This is a genomic window from Escherichia sp. WS1265 (assembly GCF_046487585.1).
Classification (GTDB): domain Bacteria; phylum Pseudomonadota; class Gammaproteobacteria; order Enterobacterales; family Enterobacteriaceae; genus Escherichia; species Escherichia coli.
Genome location: NZ_JBJQJE010000001.1, coordinates 223,918 through 240,901, shown reverse-complemented (window position 1 = coordinate 240,901; position 16,984 = coordinate 223,918). Strand labels below are relative to the sequence as shown.

The window sequence follows — 16,984 nt, the reverse complement described above, 5'->3', positions numbered from 1 at the left end:
GTGATATTTATTCACAAAATTAACACGAGAGTGGATTTTGTTACAGCACAGTCCGCAATTCCTGCTGACAAGTGCCGGTTGGGTCATTACGATAACCACATCTATTGCGCCTGTGACAGGTGTGACCTTAAGTTGGGAGAATACATGCGAACCCTTTGGCGATTTATTGCCGGATTTTTTAAATGGACGTGGCGTCTGCTGAATTTCGTCCGTGAAATGGTACTTAACCTGTTCTTTATTTTTCTCGTGCTGGTTGGTGTGGGGATCTGGATGCAGGTCAGTGGTGGTGATTCGAAAGAAACGGCCAGTCGTGGCGCGCTGCTGCTGGACATATCTGGTGTGATCGTCGATAAACCCGACAGTTCTCAGCGGTTTAGTAAATTAAGCCGCCAACTACTTGGTGCCAGTTCCGATCGTCTGCAGGAAAACTCACTGTTTGATATCGTCAACACCATTCGCCAGGCGAAGGACGACCGCAATATCACCGGTATCGTGATGGATCTGAAAAACTTCGCAGGCGGCGACCAGCCGTCTATGCAGTACATCGGCAAAGCCCTGAAAGAGTTTCGTGACAGCGGGAAACCAGTTTATGCCATAGGCGAGAACTACAGCCAGGGGCAATATTATCTCGCCAGTTTCGCCAATAAAATTTGGCTGTCTCCGCAAGGCGTGGTTGATCTGCACGGCTTTGCCACCAACGGTCTGTACTACAAATCGTTACTGGATAAGCTGAAAGTTTCCACCCATGTGTTCCGCGTGGGTACGTATAAATCTGCCGTTGAACCGTTTATTCGTGATGATATGTCACCGGCAGCCCGCGAAGCTGACAGCCGCTGGATTGGTGAGCTGTGGCAAAACTATCTGAATACTGTTGCCGCTAACCGGCAGATCCCTGCTCAGCAGGTATTCCCTGGCGCGCAAGGGTTGCTTGAGGGTTTAACCAAAACCGGTGGCGATACCGCGAAATATGCGCTGGAAAACAAGCTGGTCGATGCACTGGCATCGAGTGCGGAAATCGAAAAAACTCTGACCAAAGAGTTCGGCTGGAGCAAGACTGATAAAAATTATCGCGCCATCAGTTATTACGATTACGCATTGAAAACGCCGGCAGATACCGGTGACAGCATCGGTGTCGTCTTCGCTAATGGCGCAATTATGGATGGCGAGGAAACTCAGGGGAATGTTGGCGGTGATACCACTGCGGCACAAATCCGCGACGCTCGCCTTGACCCGAAAGTGAAAGCGATTGTTCTGCGTGTTAATAGCCCAGGTGGCAGCGTTACCGCGTCCGAAGTGATTCGCGCTGAACTGGCAGCAGCCCGGGCAGCGGGTAAACCTGTGGTTGTGTCGATGGGCGGTATGGCGGCATCTGGTGGTTACTGGATTTCCACGCCAGCTAATTACATTGTGGCTAACCCCAGCACCCTGACCGGTTCTATCGGTATCTTCGGCGTGATCACCACCGTAGAAAATAGTCTGGATTCGATAGGTGTTCATACTGATGGTGTATCAACTTCACCGTTGGCGGATGTTTCTATCACCAAGGCACTGCCGCCGGAAGCGCAGCAGATGATGCAGTTAAGCATTGAGAATGGCTATAAACGCTTTATCACGCTGGTTGCTGATGCGCGTCATTCGACGCCGGAGCAGATTGATAAAATCGCCCAGGGCCACGTCTGGACCGGTCAGGATGCAAAAGCTAACGGGCTGGTCGATAGTCTCGGTGATTTCGATGATGCGGTCGCCAAAGCAGCAGAGCTGGCAAAAGTGAAACAGTGGCATCTGGAATACTACGTTGATGAACCGACCTTCTTCGACAAAGTGATGGACAACATGTCTGGTTCTGTCCGGGCAATGTTGCCAGATGCGTTCCAGGCCATGTTACCTGCACCGCTGGCCTCGGTAGCCTCTACCGTTAAAAGTGAAAGCGACAAGCTGGCCGCGTTTAACGACCCACAAAACCGTTATGCGTTTTGCCTGACCTGCGCCAACGTGCGTTAAGTCTTGTACTGAGTGGCCGACAGATCGTCGGCCACATTTTTTTACCTCGACGAATCCTCTTCCCGCTGTCTCGCCCCATATTTCCTTATCCGCATAGTATCAGGTGCGCTCCCCCTGCCTCACGTATATACTTTTGCTCTTTCGATATCATTCATATCAATATCATGCAAAAGAAATCAATTTACGTCGCCTACACGGGCGGGACCATCGGGATGCAGCGTTCCGAGCAGGGTTATATTCCGGTGTCAGGTCATCTACAACGCCAACTGGCGCTGATGCCGGAATTCCATCGCCCGGAGATGCCAGATTTCACCATTCATGAATATACGCCGCTGATGGACTCTTCAGATATGACGCCAGAAGACTGGCAGCATATTGCTGAAGATATTAAAGCGCACTATGACGACTATGATGGTTTTGTCATTCTGCACGGCACCGATACGATGGCATATACCGCCTCTGCGCTGTCGTTCATGCTCGAAAATCTCGGTAAACCGGTTATTGTGACAGGGTCACAAATCCCGCTAGCTGAGTTACGCTCTGACGGACAAATTAATCTGCTGAATGCGTTGTACGTTGCGGCGAATTATCCTATCAACGAAGTAACTCTCTTTTTTAATAATCGACTTTATCGTGGCAACCGTACCACCAAAGCCCATGCCGATGGTTTTGATGCGTTTGCCTCTCCAAACCTTCCTCCGTTACTGGAAGCAGGTATCCATATTCGTCGTTTGAATACGCCACCCGCCCCGCACGGTGAAGGGGAATTAATCGTTCATCCAATCACCCCACAACCGATTGGCGTAGTGACGATTTATCCAGGGATTTCTGCTGACGTCGTGCGCAATTTTCTGCGCCAACCGGTGAAAGCATTGATTCTGCGCTCATATGGCGTGGGTAATGCGCCACAAAACAAAGCCTTCCTGCAAGAATTACAAGAAGCCAGCGATCGCGGTATTGTGGTAGTCAACCTGACACAATGTATGTCCGGTAAAGTGAACATGGGTGGTTATGCCACCGGTAACGCCCTCGCCCATGCCGGCGTTATTGGCGGTGCAGATATGACTGTAGAAGCCACACTAACCAAACTGCATTACCTGCTTAGCCAGGAACTGGATACTGAAACCATTCGCAAGGCCATGAGCCAAAACCTGCGCGGCGAACTGACGCCGGATGATTAAGGAGACTGCAATGCCCCCTCGCGCCCTGTTACTGGTCGATTTACAAAATGATTTCTGTGCTGGTGGCGCGCTCGCCGTGCCGGAAGGTGACAGTACGGTGGATGTCGCTAACCGCCTGATTGACTGGTGCCAGTCGCGCGGTGAAGCGGTTATCGCCAGTCAGGACTGGCACCCGGCGAATCACGGCAGTTTTGCCAGTCAGCACGGTGTAGAGCCTTATACGCCAGGCCAACTCGACGGTTTGCCACAAACCTTCTGGCCAGATCACTGTGTACAGAACAGTGAAGGCGCACAATTACATCCGTTACTGAACCAAAAAGCGATCGCAGCGGTGTTCCATAAAGGCGAAAATCCTTTAGTTGACAGTTACAGTGCCTTTTTTGATAACGGCCGTCGGCAGAAAACCACGCTCGATGACTGGTTACGCGATCATGAAATCGATGAATTGATCATTATGGGCCTGGCTACTGACTATTGCGTGAAGTTTACCGTGCTGGACGCGTTACAGTTAGGTTATAAGGTTAATGTGATTACCGATGGTTGTCGTGGCGTGAATATCCAGCCACAGGACAGTGCGCACGCGTTTATGGAGATGTCAGCAGCTGGGGCAACGCTATATACGCTGGCAGATTGGGAAGAGACGCAGGAGTAATTTTATGCTGGCCTACAATTCTGTACTGCCATTGTAGGCCAGATAAAACACGTCAGTGGTACATCTGGCAATTGACGCCATCAACGAAAGATTTAATTCACCTCAGAAATCTCTTCCAGCGACACCTTCCGCGTTTCGATGCCAAAAATGGAGAGGACCAGCGCACAGAGCACTAACATCACGCCAAGCACCATAAACACCGTGATTGACCCATAATGCGTTAATAGTGCCGCAACGCCATAAGGCGTGAAGACCGCGACGATCCGTCCGACGGCATTAACGAAACCTGAACCTCGCAGGCGTAAATGCGTTGGCCAAAGCTCCGGGATATAAACCGCCGACGCGAAGCAAACATACATGTATAAAAAGAAGATCATCACCAGGCCATAGATTAAAATCGCCCACTCTGTAGTCTGAATTGAATAGATATAGCCTAACACGGCAATAATAATAAGTAAGGCGGAGCCAAATAATCGACGAGGAAAATGATCAATAATTAATGCCGCAATAAATATTCCTACCGGAGCGCCAATCATAATAACAGCAGTCATTAATATTGATTTATCGACATCAATGCCGGAGTTAACAAATATGGTCGGTATCCATACGGTGATGGTATAAAGTGAAATATTCATTGCAATTAAAACAGTAATCGCGACTAATGTACGTCGTAACATTTCCCCTTTAAACAGCAGCCAGAAAGTACCATTGATTACGTTAGCCTTGCTGTTGCTCTGATTCAAAGTAAGCGGGGGTAAACGAACACTCTTCTCTCTTTCAATTTGCTGCTCTACTTCACGAAGTTGGCTTTCTGCACCTGCGATTTACCCTTTCCCCGCCAACCATCGAGGCGACTCAATAAAGTATTTACCTGAGAGAAACCAGGCTAACAGTATGCCAATACCACCCAGCAGAAACATTATCCGCCAACTAAAAAAAGCGATAACCACCACGCCTATCGCCGCAGACAGCATGGGCGACCAGTTACCGACAAATGACAGCCGCGCGGACCATTTTCCACGCACCGTCGCGGGGATAAACTCCGTAAACGAAGCATAGCCAACCATAATCAGCGCCCCCATTCCTGTGCCCATCAGGAAGCGAAAGAAAATGAGCCAGTACATATCAGGGACAAAAGCGGCCCCTGTTGCCGCAATACCGACGATGAGAAGATTTATGCGAAAAGCCCTGCGCCGCCCAAAATAATCACCGATGAACCCACCGGTAAGAGAGCCGATGAAATAACCAAACATTAATGCCGAGGTAAAGGCGGCATTGAGGAAATTATTTGACCATCCATTGCTTACCAGCTTTGCTAAAACAACATTGCCTGAATAACTCAAAAAACCCGTTAATAACAGACTAAAGCTTATAATACCAAATATACGATAATGAAACCGGGCCAAAGGCAAGCGGTCCAGTCTTGCGCCAATTTGATCATATTGTTCCATTAGGTGCCTCGGATTTGCTAAAAAGGTAGCAATTGCGGCAAATTCACTTGCCGCATCTTTATCATCATTTTATTTCCAGGCGCAGGAACAAATAATATTGACAACGTGTGCTTAAATTACCACACCAGCTGGATATTATTGTCTTTGCAAAATGCTATCCACTCTGCACCCGGTGATTTATCAGTTATTATGTAATTAATATGACTAAAGTCAGCTAACTGGACAAAAGCTTTGCGATCAAACTTAGAGTGATCAACCAATAACGCAACTTCTGTCGCCTGACGGATCATTGTCTTTTTGATTTCAGCTTCCGCTTCGTTAGAGTCCAGCGCGCCGCTGTTAATATCTAGACCTTTACAACTCATTACCATGATATCGACATGGTAGCGGCTGATGATCTCTTTAGTAATTCTTCCTTGCAGGGAAAGTGTATTTTTGTTTAGTTCCCCACCCGTTGAAACGACTTTAATTTCTGACTGAGCCAGAACATGAATCGCTTCCGCCGAGTTGGTTAGCAACGTCAGGTCACTACGGTCCTGTAACAATTTGAGCAATTCCATTACGGTACTACTGGAATCGGCTGCCATGGTGGTTTTATTGTCGATAAAGGGTAGTGCCTTGCGTGCAATAAGCTGCTTCTCTTCATAAAACGATGAAGCGCGCTTATAAAAATGGATATTCTCCGTCAACATCGCTGTATTTAAAACAGCACCACCATAGGTTCTGGTCAAAAAGCCTTCATCTTCCAGCTTCTCAAGATCGCGGCGAATGGTTTCTTCGGTTACCTGAAAAATCCCACTCAAATTTGAGACTGTCACCTTTTTATCGTTGGCAACCATTTGCTTAATTGCCTGAATCCTGTCTTTTGCCGCCACGATTACACCCCTGTATCTTTTTACATCACATTAGCGCGATTATCGCATAATTGATGTTTACTTTCAAAATAACCTGTTTGAATCACAGATTTTCATCACAGTTTTCACAGAAACAGAGGTGAATCGTGTTAAGTATTTAACGCTCCAGGGCCTCTGCCATTTCCCTCATCAATGTTGCGTCTGCATCCGATAAGTTGATATTCAATGCCGCGACATTTTCGCGTACCTGTTCCGGTGCAGTAGCCCCACTAAGAATGGAGATTAAATCACTCTGTTTTAATATCCACGCCAGTGCCAGAGTGGGAATTGTGCACTGATAACGAGCACAGAGTGGCTGCCACTGTTCAAGCATATCAATCACTTTCAGCATGTTTTCACGCTGGAACCAGACTTTATTTGCCCGAGCGCCGCCCGGAACGTAATCACGAGTGATGGTGCCGGTCAACAATCCCTGCTCTAGCGGGGAATAAACCTGAACCACAATGCCATTATCACGACATAGCGGCAGCAGTTCGTTTTCCATTGCCCGGTCGAGGATACTGTATTTCGCCTGAATAATATCCAGTTCACCATATTGCAGATACTCGCGGATATGGTCAGCATCGACGTTAGCAGCGCCTATAGCGCGAATTTTCCCTTCAGCCTTTAACTCATTAAGCACTGCGACAGTTTCAGCGATCGGCGTAAAAAATGGCGGCACCGACTGCCAGTGCGTCATGTAGATATCGATGTAATCAATACCCAGACGTTGCAAGCTGGCTTCTACCTCTTCGCGGATAGATTCCGGGGAAAGGTTTTTATACAACTGCCGATCGCCAACTTTGTTGAATAAACTTCCTTTTCGTTCCCAGACAATGCCGCATTTGGTTTCTACTACAACCTGTTTACGGGGCAGTTTTTTTAACGCCTGACCGACGATAACTTCACTATTGCCAAAGTTATATCCTGGTGCAGTATCAATCAGATTAATGCCGCAACGATGGGCTTCAAGAATCGTATCAATACATATTTGCCGATCGAGATCGCCATTCCATGCAGGACCGCCGCCAATGGCCCATGTCCCCAACCCCATTCGCGAAAGCGTAATATCCGTTGTGCCTAAAGGTATCTTTTTCATTTGCCTTCATTATCCTTCGTATTCTTCCAGCAATTGTTCGACCAGCTTTCTGTTTTTTACGCCGGTGGTGGCACCGACGCTTAGAACCGAGATAGCCGCCGTTGCATTGGCAAAGCGCGCGCATTCACGCAAATTTTTGCCTTCTAACAGTGCCGCAATGAAACCTGAAGCAAAGTTATCGCCCGCGCCAATGGTGTCGATGGCGGTTATTCCTGCGACCGCCGGCACCTTCATCGTCATATCATCACGCTTGATAAAGCAGCCGTCTTTACCCGTTTTAATCACCACCGTTTTTACGCCGCACGCAAGAAAGCAGTCAGCAATTTCATCCAGTGTCTCTTTCCCGGTGAGTAATTTTGCCTCGGCAAAATTAGGAAACAGATAATCGACAAAACTCAATGCTTCGCAAATATCATCCAGCGTTTCATTCAACCGCGGTTTGATCATATCGGCACAGATAATCATCTGCCGGGCTTTAGCTTGCGTAAAAATTTCTGTTAGCGCTTTACCATCCAATAGAGGACTGTTGAAAATACTGGCCAGAGATAATAATTTCGCCTGAGAAAACCGCGAAAAATCAACATCGTCAATATTCAATTTCCACAGACTGCCGTTACGGTTTGTGACAAACGTCCGCTCGCCATCCTCCGTCACCAGTCCAACGTTAATTGAGGTATCTATGCTGACGTCCTGCTTCAGGCTTTGAATATCAATATTCTCTTTGCGGCAATGGTCGAGAATAAATTGCCCGGCGGCATCTTTACCAATACGACTCATTAATGCTGTGCGATGGCCCAGACGAGAAATAATTGTTGCTTCATTTATTGCATCACCCCCGGTGGTCATTGCGATTCTTTCAAGAGGATAAGAATCCACATCAAAGATATTTTTACTGACCGGTTGCAATGGAATATCAACAATAGCGGCACCTATACAAATAACGTCGAGATTATCCATATCATTATTCCGCTTTGCCATCAGAACCGAACAGTTTAATTTTTTCCAATGCCCGTTCTTTTACAGCTTTACGTACTTCACGTTCTAAATGCAGGAAAGGCTGATCCTGGTTTTCTTTCACTGCTACCATTGCGGCCTGACAGAGCTCCGTATGAATGTTGATTTTCGCGATACCCAACGAAATTGCAGTTTTAATGTCGGTATCACTGATCCCCGATGCGCCGTGCAAAACCAGCGGAACAGAAACGGCATCGCGTACGCGTTTGACGACCTCAAAATTCAATTGTGGCTCTGACGTATAAACCCCATGTTGGTTGCCGATGGCGACAGCCAATGAGTCACAGCCCGTACGTTCAACAAATTCAGCCGCCTGGTCAGGATCGGTATAGTGATAGCCCGCCAGCGCTTCTTCATAAACGGTTTCATTACCGACATGCCCTAATTCTGCCTCTACCGGAATACCCAGCGGATGGAAGAAATCAACAGCCTCTTTGGTTAAACGAATATTTTCTTCGAAATCAAATGCGGAAGCATCACGCATTAATGAATTCATACCATGAGTCCAGGCGTTATGAATAATTTCCATACTCCGACCATGATCCCAATGAGTTATTACCGGCACCGTTGCTTTTTTTGCCATTGATACCATCATGTGAGAGAAATCTTCAAATGAGGTGTTCCCGACAAAACCTGTACCAAAAGAAATAATAACCGGTGATTTCGCTTCTTCGGCTGCGTCGATAACGCCCATCAACATTTCTGCATTCCATACGTTAAAATGGGCAATTGCATAATGTTTATTTGTGGCATCGTTTTCCCAATATCTGATATCTGCGAGCATATTCTGTTCTCCCGTATTAATTAATCGCTAATTTTAATAACGCCTTTAATAATGTCGCGTTTGTTGTTAACCGACTCTTCAAATGCCTGTTGTACATCCTGATAATCGTAAATATGTGTCACCATCGATTTCACATCGAATCGCCCTGAGGAAATAGCTTCAATCGTGACCGGATAACGATTGGCATAGCGGAATACTGTCTGAATAGTGACTTCGCGATTGATTTTGAGGAAATTGATTGCCGAATCGCCCGGTACAGTACCAACAATCATAATTTTACCGCCGCGCATTACCAGATAAGGTGCCTGTTTAACGGTGACCGCAGAACCCGCTGTTTCGAAAACAATATCTGCGCCCATTTCTTCGGTAAATTGCTGACAGCGTGCAATAGTGTCTTCTTTTGCACCGTTAATAACCACTGTCGCGCCGAGCTGTTCCGCCATTGTCAGACGTTTATCCAGTACATCAACGACGGCAATATCCGTAGCTCCCAGGCATTTGCACGCTTGCAACGTCATCAAACCAATACAACCCGCTCCCAGAATAATTATCTTCTTACCCGGTTTAACATCTGCCAGCATCGCGGCATGCATCCCGACTGCAGCAGGCTCCACCAGCGCCCCTTCCATCATGTCCATATTGTCGGGCAGTTTGTAAGTAAAGCTCTCCGGATGACACAGATAGTGCGTTAATGCGCCGCGGTAGTTAGGTTGTGTCGCCATAAAATCAACGTCCGGGCAGATGTTATATTTGCCTTCCAGACAGTAACGACAGTGACCGCAAGGAACGCCAGGTTCGATATTTACCCGATCCCCCGCTTTAAATTTGCGCACACGGCTTCCCACAGCCACAACCGTCCCGGCGCATTCATGACCCAAGCCAATTTCTTGATTTGGGTCTTTAGGCGGAATAAACGGGCCTGATTCAAAACCATGTACATCTGAACCACAAATACCGACATATTCCACTTTAATCAAAACTTCATCTTCTTTAGGCACAGGTATTTCTGCTGAAATAATTTTCATTGTGCCCGGCACCTGCAATATTGCTTTTGAATTTTTCATTTTGAATCCACCAGTATTATTTATTGACTACTGCATCAATACTTAAACTTTCAACGGAGACACCTTTGGTTTCAATTCCAATGGTGGCGATAGCAATTGCGACAATAATTGAAACCGCCCCCAGAAGAATAAAGACTCCCGTTACGCCATAACTACTGAGCAGCACTGCAACGGCATAAGGTGCGGCAATACCACTGATTCGCCCTACCGCATTCGCCAGACCGGAGCCACGTAATTTGGCCTCTGTCGGCCAGATCTCAGGGACATACACTGCCGAGGCATAGCAAACGTACATATAGACGAAAGTAATCAGGAAGAAACCAATCAGCGTTATGAGCAACATACTGGTTTGCAGTGAATAGATATATCCGAGCACCGCAATCAGGATTAATAGCCCCACACCCATTGTTTTACGCGGAATTTTATCCATCACCAGCATGGCAATAAAAATACCAAATGGCGCACCAAACATACTCATGGTATTTAAAACAATCGAGTCTTTTAAATTAATCCCCTGGGTCATGAATATTGTTGGCAACCAGTTAATTAGTGTGTACTGCACAACGTTCATGGCAATCAGCACACAAGAACCTAATATCACGCGTTTCAGTAATACTCCTGTCAGTAAGGCTGAATACGGCACCGCTTGTGGCGCTTTACCGTCATCAGCAATAACCACGGACGGCAAAGGTTTTCCCGTCTGGCGTATGACGCCTTCTTCTATACTCCGCATGACTTTCTCGGCTTCCTGATACCGTCCGCGCGATTCCAGCCAGCGCGGGGATTCAGGAAAGTAGCGCCAGGCCAGCGCCGTAGCGATAAGCGACAATATTGCAGGGATAAGCAGTTGTACTCGCCAGTTCCACTCTGCACTAATCAGCGGCGTGAGTCCCATCGCAATCAATGAACAGAGCGGATATGACCAGTTGCCAATAAAAGAAACCCGACTGGACCACGTTCCGCGATTTCTACCGGGCATATATTCGGTGAAACCAGCAAACAGCGTCACCAGTAAAGCTCCCAGCCCAACGCCCATCACAAAACGGCAGGCAATAAGGAAATCCATATTCGGTGAAAAAGCACCGACCACCATCGAGGCAATATGAATGGCCTCATAGAGGATGAACGCATTTCTGCGACCGGTTTTGTCACCGATGATGCCGCCAACCAGCGCACCGAGAAACATTCCGGCGGTCGTGATTGCTGAGAATGTGGCAGTGGTGGAATTATCTGTCCAGCCCAACTCTTTCAGCTGCGCGAGGATCAAGCCACCAACGGCATTACTCCAGCAGACAAGCAAGCCAAACGCGACGATGGCAAACATTGACGAATGCCAGCGGCAATCCGGTAAGCGATCCAGCCGTGCACCACAATGCGGTTTTGTTATCTGTTCCATGCGATAACGTTCCTTCAGGAGAGTAGTTATTCATCAAAGTCGTAAGTCATGATCACTTTGATTGCGGTTTTATCGACCATCGCATCAAACCCTTCGCGCCATTGCGACAGGCCGATACGATGCGTGATCATCGGTTTGACTTTGATAGCGCCGCTGGCTAATAGCCGAAGAGCGTTACGCCATGAGGTGGAGTCATAGGCCATATGCCCAATGATGCTTTTGTTCCAGGCGGTAATGTCATTAATCGAGAAATCAAGAGGTTTGAAGCCCATTCCAACGCGTACCACTTCCCCGTTCGGGCGGAGCATTTCGATGGCTTGTTTCAATGCGATATTGGCACCGGAGCATTCAATCACCAGTCCCAGATTGTCTTTGCCACAAATTTGCTGGCAGCGCGCCACCACATCTTCGGTAGAACCATTTACTACTGCCGTCGCACCCAGTTCTTTTGCAACCGGGAAGCGGACCGCCACATCTTCTTGTAGACCAACGACGACGATATTTACCGCCCCCATAATCCGCGCCATTTGTACGGAGAACAGCCCGAGTGGGCCAGTACCGATGACGACTACATCCTGACCAGGGAGGAATTTCGATTGCTGCGCGATGGATTTGTAGGCATTACAGATAGGGTCAAGTACGGCTGCGTCCTCATAATCAACACCATCAGGGATTTCCCACAACGCATGACGATGAATTTTGAGAATTTCACCAGGAACCAGACAATATTTGGAAAAACCACCGCCCCAGGTATTGTTATCCAGACCAAGGTTTACTTTATCTGTACAACACAGAAAATCACCTTGTTCACAGGCCGGACAAACGCCGCAGACGTGACCGCTGTTATCTGACACGACGCGTTGCCCCACTTTCCAGTCTTTGACTTTTTCACCAACCTGCGCAATACAACCTGCGAACTCATGGCCGCGGATAGAGTTAAACTCATCAGAACCGCTATCGACATTGTAGTGCTTCATGTCTGCGCCGCAGATTGCCGCGGCTTTAATTTCAATCACTACATCTTCCGGGCCACAAATGGGTTGTGGCACATCGATCATCTTGTAGCCGCCAAAGGCTTTGCCAAACCGAGCCAGTGCTTTCATTGCGTCATCCTCTGTGTTTTGTTTTGCTTAGATGGTCTTCATACTTACCCACATGATTTTTGAGGTCAACATTAAATCTGTAAAACACAGATAGTTATCTGTGTTTTACAACTCAGATCACAATTACGCAGAAAATGGCTGGATCTGTTACAGGTTGATGGAAGGCGGAACGCAAAATGAGCAAATTTGAGAGGGATTACCGGCCAAATAGGTCTGAGACTTAAGTTCAGGAGAAGTCATTCAGGCGTGAACGCGACTGCAAGAGACCGGGCTGGGACTTAGCCTGGTCGTGACGAGATAATTGAGATGAGTCGTGGGGTTATTGTTGGCTATCCCCTTTATAACCGCGGCAAAAAGGGGACAAACCACTTACTTAAACATGGCAATAGGCTTTGCTGAGATACCAAAATCTTCTTTTAACTGCTGTTTGCTCTTCATGACCATCTGACCATTTGTGTCAATTGTCATATGCTGTGCTTCGGTATTATGGCGGGCTTGCCACAGCATCACCAGTTGCAGGCAGTTCTCTTTTTGTTCCTCGGTCAACGCAACGCCATCAGGCCATTTCCCCAATTCAACGGCGGTCGACAAACGCTGGTATACCTCAGGCGTCATGCTGTTGATAATGTCATCAAGATTCATAATTTTTCCGCTCCTGTGGAATAAGTTGCTGAATCGTTTTTTCAACCGTTGATTTCTTCGCCGTTTTCGCCATCGGTAAAGCGTAAAGAGGCAGAGTTAACACAATAACGTTCGCCCGTTGGCTGCGGCCCGTCGGGGAAGACATGCCCCAGATGGGCATCACAGTTACCGCAACGAATTTCTATGCGCTGCATTCCATGTGACAAGTCTTTGATATAACGAATGGATTCTTCACTCACCGGTTCGTAGAAACTGGGCCAGCCACAGCCGGAATCATACTTGGTTTGGGAATGAAACAGCGGGGCATCGCAGATCAAACAGTGATATACGCCGTCACGCTTGTTATGCAGTAAACGACCCGTAAATGGCGGCTCTGTCCCATGATTCTGCGTCACGTAGAACTGCATCTCGGACAAATTTTTTTTCAGTTCTTCTGCCGAAGGTTTATTAGCCATTTGCTCACATCTCACTTTAATCGTGCTCACATTACGTGACTGATTCTAACAAAACATTAACACCAACTGGCAAAAATTTGTCCTAAACTTGATCTCGACGAAATGGCTGCACCTAAATCGTGATGAAAATCACATTTTTATCGTAATTGCCCTTTAAAATTCGGGACGCCGACCCCATGTGGTCTCAAGCCCAAAGGAAGAGTGAGGCGAGTCAGTCGCGTAATGCTTAGGCACAGGATTGATTTGTCGCAATGATTGACACGATTCCGCTTGACGCTGCGTAAGGTTTTTGTAATTTTACAGGCAACCTTTTATTCACTAACAAATAGCTGGTGGAATATATGACTATCAAAGTAGGTATCAACGGTTTTGGCCGTATCGGTCGCATTGTTTTCCGTGCTGCTCAGAAACGTTCTGACATCGAGATCGTTGCAATCAACGACCTGTTAGACGCTGATTACATGGCATACATGCTGAAATATGACTCCACTCACGGCCGTTTCGACGGTACCGTTGAAGTGAAAGACGGTCATCTGATCGTTAACGGTAAAAAAATCCGTGTTACCGCTGAACGTGATCCGGCTAACCTGAAATGGGACGAAGTTGGTGTTGACGTTGTCGCTGAAGCAACTGGTCTGTTCCTGACTGACGAAACTGCTCGTAAACACATCACCGCTGGTGCGAAGAAAGTGGTTATGACTGGTCCGTCTAAAGACAACACTCCGATGTTCGTTAAAGGCGCTAACTTCGACAAATATGCTGGCCAGGACATCGTTTCCAACGCTTCCTGCACCACCAACTGCCTGGCTCCGCTGGCTAAAGTTATCAACGATAACTTCGGCATCATCGAAGGTCTGATGACCACCGTTCACGCTACTACCGCTACTCAGAAAACCGTTGATGGCCCGTCTCACAAAGACTGGCGCGGCGGCCGCGGTGCCTCCCAGAACATCATCCCGTCCTCTACCGGTGCTGCTAAAGCTGTAGGTAAAGTACTGCCAGAACTGAATGGCAAACTGACTGGTATGGCGTTCCGCGTTCCGACCCCGAACGTATCCGTAGTTGACCTGACCGTTCGTCTGGAAAAAGCTGCAACTTACGAGCAGATCAAAGCTGCCGTTAAAGCTGCTGCTGAAGGCGAAATGAAAGGCGTTCTGGGCTACACCGAAGATGACGTAGTATCTACCGATTTCAACGGCGAAGTTTGCACTTCCGTGTTCGATGCTAAAGCGGGTATCGCTCTGAACGACAACTTCGTGAAACTGGTATCCTGGTACGACAACGAAACCGGTTACTCCAACAAAGTTCTGGACCTGATCGCTCACATCTCCAAATAAGTTGAGATGACACTGTGATCTAAAAAGAGCGACTTCGGTCGCTCTTTTTTTTACCTGATAAAATGAAGTTAAAGGACTGCGTCATGATTAAGAAAATTTTTGCCCTTCCGGTCATCGAACAAATCTCCCCTGTCCTCTCCCGTCGTAAACTGGATGAACTGGACCTCATTGTGGTCGATCATCCCCAGGTAAAAGCCTCTTTTGCATTACAGGGCGCACACCTTCTCTCGTGGAAACCTGCGGGTGAAGAAGAAGTTCTGTGGTTGAGTAACAACACACCGTTCAAAAATGGCGTCGCTATTCGCGGTGGCGTACCGGTTTGCTGGCCGTGGTTTGGTCCGGCTGCACAACAAGGTCTGCCTGCGCACGGTTTTGCCCGCAACCTGCCGTGGACGCTGAAATCACATCGTGAAGATGCTGATGGCGTAGCGCTGACTTTTGAATTGACACAAAGCGAAGAGACGAAAAAATTCTGGCCGCACGACTTTACGCTATTAGCGCATTTCCGCGTGGGTAAAACCTGTGAAATCGATCTTGAAGCACACGGCGAATTTGAAACCACTTCTGCCCTGCATACCTACTTTAACGTGGGTGATATCGCTAAGGTAAGCGTCAGTGGGCTGGGCGATCGCTTCATTGATAAAGTGAATGACGCGAAAGAAGATGTACTGACCGACGGTATTCAGACCTTCCCTGACCGTACCGATCGCGTGTATCTGAATCCGCAAGATTGCAGCGTGATTAATGACGAAGCGTTGAATCGTATTATCGCCATAGGCCACCAGCATCATCTGAACGTCGTTGGCTGGAACCCAGGACCGGCGCTTTCAGTCAGCATGGGCGATATGCCGGACGATGGCTACAAGACCTTTGTTTGTGTAGAAACGGCTTACGCTTCAGAAACGCAAAAAGTCACCAAAGAAAAACCTGCACATCTGGCGCAATCCATTCGCGTTGCGAAACGTTAATTTGCGTTAATGTTGTGTGCCGGGTGCGATGCATCCGGCACGTATCAACATCACACCATATCCAGCGCAGTTTTTCCTTTTGGTGCCGGATATGCCTTATCCAGCATAGCTAATTCCGCTGACGAAAGTTCAACCTCAAGCACAGCCGCATTTTGTTGGACATGTGCAATCGTGGCCGCTTTTGGAATCGCCATCACCCCCTGATGGCTGATTACCCACGCCAACAATACTTGTGCCGCGCTGATATTGTGAGCATGTGCAATTTCGTTGACTACTGCGTTTTTTAGCAGCCCATTGCGCAACCGCCCGGCCTGAGCTAACGGACTGTAAGCCATCACCGGCATCTGCTGTTTCTGGCACCAGGGAAGTAGATCGTACTCAATCCCTCGTGAACCGAGATGGTAAAGCACCTGATTAGTGGCACACTGATTTCCCCCCGGCAGCTGCCAGAGTTCCTTCATATCGGCATAATCAAGGTTAGAAACGCCCCAGCGGCGGATTTTTCCCTGGGCGATCAATTTTTCCATCGCTGCGACAGTCTCTTCGAGAGCGAAACTGCCAGACCAGTGTAATAAGTAGAGATCGAGATAATCAGTATTGAGACGGCGTAAACTGGCTTCGCATGCATTTATCGCTTTTTGCCCGCCAGCATTCCACGGATAGACTTTAGAGACGAGAAAGACGTTATCACGCAGACCGATTAATGCTTCCCCAACCACTTTTTCGGCACCGCCATCGGCATACATTTCGGCGGTATCAATGAGGGTTAAACCGAGTTCAATGCCCGCGCGTAGTGCAGCAACTTCTGTTTTACGCTGACTGGCATCTTCGCCCATATACCATGTTCCCTGCCCTATGGCTGGCAGTGAGACATCGCCACTAAATTGAATCATTTTTTGTTGCATTGCTTCCTCCCAGGTATTGCACCACCGTAATGCAAAACA

At 47.8% G+C, this 16,984-nt stretch carries 15 protein-coding genes and 1 pseudogene; 5 read left to right on the top strand and 11 right to left on the bottom strand.

Annotated features, from left to right (window positions below; all coding sequences use genetic code 11):
* Window positions 1–144 precede the first annotated feature (144 nt).
* The 3 genes from sppA (at window position 145) to pncA (ending at window position 3,834) form a co-directional block, all read left to right on the top strand.
* Window positions 145–2,001 (top strand): signal peptide peptidase SppA, encoded by a 1,857-nt coding sequence (gene sppA / locus ACJHX3_RS01205; RefSeq protein ID WP_094308299.1) that lies wholly within the window; start codon window positions 145–147, stop codon window positions 1,999–2,001.
* Between the two features lie 164 nt (window positions 2,002–2,165).
* Complete coding sequence (gene ansA / locus ACJHX3_RS01200) at window positions 2,166–3,182, top strand: asparaginase (protein ID WP_001170162.1); 1,017 nt, start codon at window positions 2,166–2,168, stop codon at window positions 3,180–3,182.
* Between the two features lie 10 nt (window positions 3,183–3,192).
* On the top strand, window positions 3,193–3,834 hold the full coding sequence (gene pncA, locus ACJHX3_RS01195) for a bifunctional nicotinamidase/pyrazinamidase (RefSeq protein WP_001135079.1): 642 nt from the start codon (window positions 3,193–3,195) through the stop codon (window positions 3,832–3,834).
* A 92-nt stretch (window positions 3,835–3,926) separates the two neighbouring features.
* Here the strand turns inward: pncA and ACJHX3_RS01190 are convergent.
* The 10 genes and pseudogenes from ACJHX3_RS01190 to msrB all read right to left on the bottom strand — a co-directional run bounded on the left by ACJHX3_RS01190 (window position 3,927) and on the right by msrB (window position 13,735).
* Window positions 3,927–5,285 (bottom strand): annotated as a pseudogene (locus ACJHX3_RS01190) (MFS transporter).
* 116 nt (window positions 5,286–5,401) lie between these two features.
* Window positions 5,402–6,160 (bottom strand): DeoR/GlpR family DNA-binding transcription regulator, encoded by a 759-nt coding sequence (locus tag ACJHX3_RS01185; protein WP_000719088.1) that lies wholly within the window; start codon window positions 6,158–6,160, stop codon window positions 5,402–5,404.
* A 136-nt stretch (window positions 6,161–6,296) separates the two neighbouring features.
* Complete coding sequence (gene ydjG / locus ACJHX3_RS01180; RefSeq protein WP_094308298.1) at window positions 6,297–7,277, bottom strand: NADH-dependent methylglyoxal reductase; 981 nt, start codon at window positions 7,275–7,277, stop codon at window positions 6,297–6,299.
* 9 nt (window positions 7,278–7,286) lie between these two features.
* Window positions 7,287–8,234: a sugar kinase gene (locus ACJHX3_RS01175; protein WP_094308297.1), complete on the bottom strand. Its 948-nt coding sequence runs from the start codon at window positions 8,232–8,234 to the stop codon at window positions 7,287–7,289.
* Between the two features lie 4 nt (window positions 8,235–8,238).
* Window positions 8,239–9,075 (bottom strand): ketose-bisphosphate aldolase, encoded by an 837-nt coding sequence (locus ACJHX3_RS01170; RefSeq protein WP_000878883.1) that lies wholly within the window; start codon window positions 9,073–9,075, stop codon window positions 8,239–8,241.
* 20 nt (window positions 9,076–9,095) lie between these two features.
* Window positions 9,096–10,139 (bottom strand): NAD(P)-dependent alcohol dehydrogenase, encoded by a 1,044-nt coding sequence (locus ACJHX3_RS01165; protein WP_000798093.1) that lies wholly within the window; start codon window positions 10,137–10,139, stop codon window positions 9,096–9,098.
* A gap of 16 nt (window positions 10,140–10,155) precedes the next feature.
* Window positions 10,156–11,535: an MFS transporter gene (locus tag ACJHX3_RS01160; RefSeq protein ID WP_000435313.1), complete on the bottom strand. Its 1,380-nt coding sequence runs from the start codon at window positions 11,533–11,535 to the stop codon at window positions 10,156–10,158.
* Window positions 11,536–11,561: 26 nt separating this feature from the next.
* On the bottom strand, window positions 11,562–12,638 hold the full coding sequence (locus ACJHX3_RS01155; RefSeq protein ID WP_000645190.1) for a zinc-binding dehydrogenase: 1,077 nt from the start codon (window positions 12,636–12,638) through the stop codon (window positions 11,562–11,564).
* Window positions 12,639–13,007: 369 nt separating this feature from the next.
* The gene (locus ACJHX3_RS01150; protein ID WP_001046790.1) at window positions 13,008–13,280 is read right to left on the bottom strand and encodes a YeaC family protein; all 273 of its coding nucleotides are present in this window, start codon (window positions 13,278–13,280) and stop codon (window positions 13,008–13,010) included.
* Window positions 13,281–13,321: 41 nt separating this feature from the next.
* Complete coding sequence (msrB, locus tag ACJHX3_RS01145) at window positions 13,322–13,735, bottom strand: peptide-methionine (R)-S-oxide reductase MsrB (protein WP_001284618.1); 414 nt, start codon at window positions 13,733–13,735, stop codon at window positions 13,322–13,324.
* A gap of 341 nt (window positions 13,736–14,076) precedes the next feature.
* On the opposite strand from msrB, the gene gapA reads away from it, so the two are divergent.
* Window positions 14,077–15,072, top strand: a complete 996-nt coding sequence (gene gapA / locus ACJHX3_RS01140; RefSeq protein WP_000153502.1) for a glyceraldehyde-3-phosphate dehydrogenase — start codon at window positions 14,077–14,079, stop codon at window positions 15,070–15,072.
* 83 nt (window positions 15,073–15,155) lie between these two features.
* On the top strand, window positions 15,156–16,040 hold the full coding sequence (locus tag ACJHX3_RS01135) for a D-hexose-6-phosphate mutarotase (RefSeq protein WP_001306165.1): 885 nt from the start codon (window positions 15,156–15,158) through the stop codon (window positions 16,038–16,040).
* A gap of 50 nt (window positions 16,041–16,090) precedes the next feature.
* Here the strand turns inward: ACJHX3_RS01135 and yeaE are convergent, their stop codons facing one another.
* Window positions 16,091–16,945, bottom strand: a complete 855-nt coding sequence (gene yeaE / locus ACJHX3_RS01130) for a methylglyoxal reductase YeaE (RefSeq protein ID WP_087891285.1) — start codon at window positions 16,943–16,945, stop codon at window positions 16,091–16,093.
* Window positions 16,946–16,984: the final 39 nt, after the last annotated feature.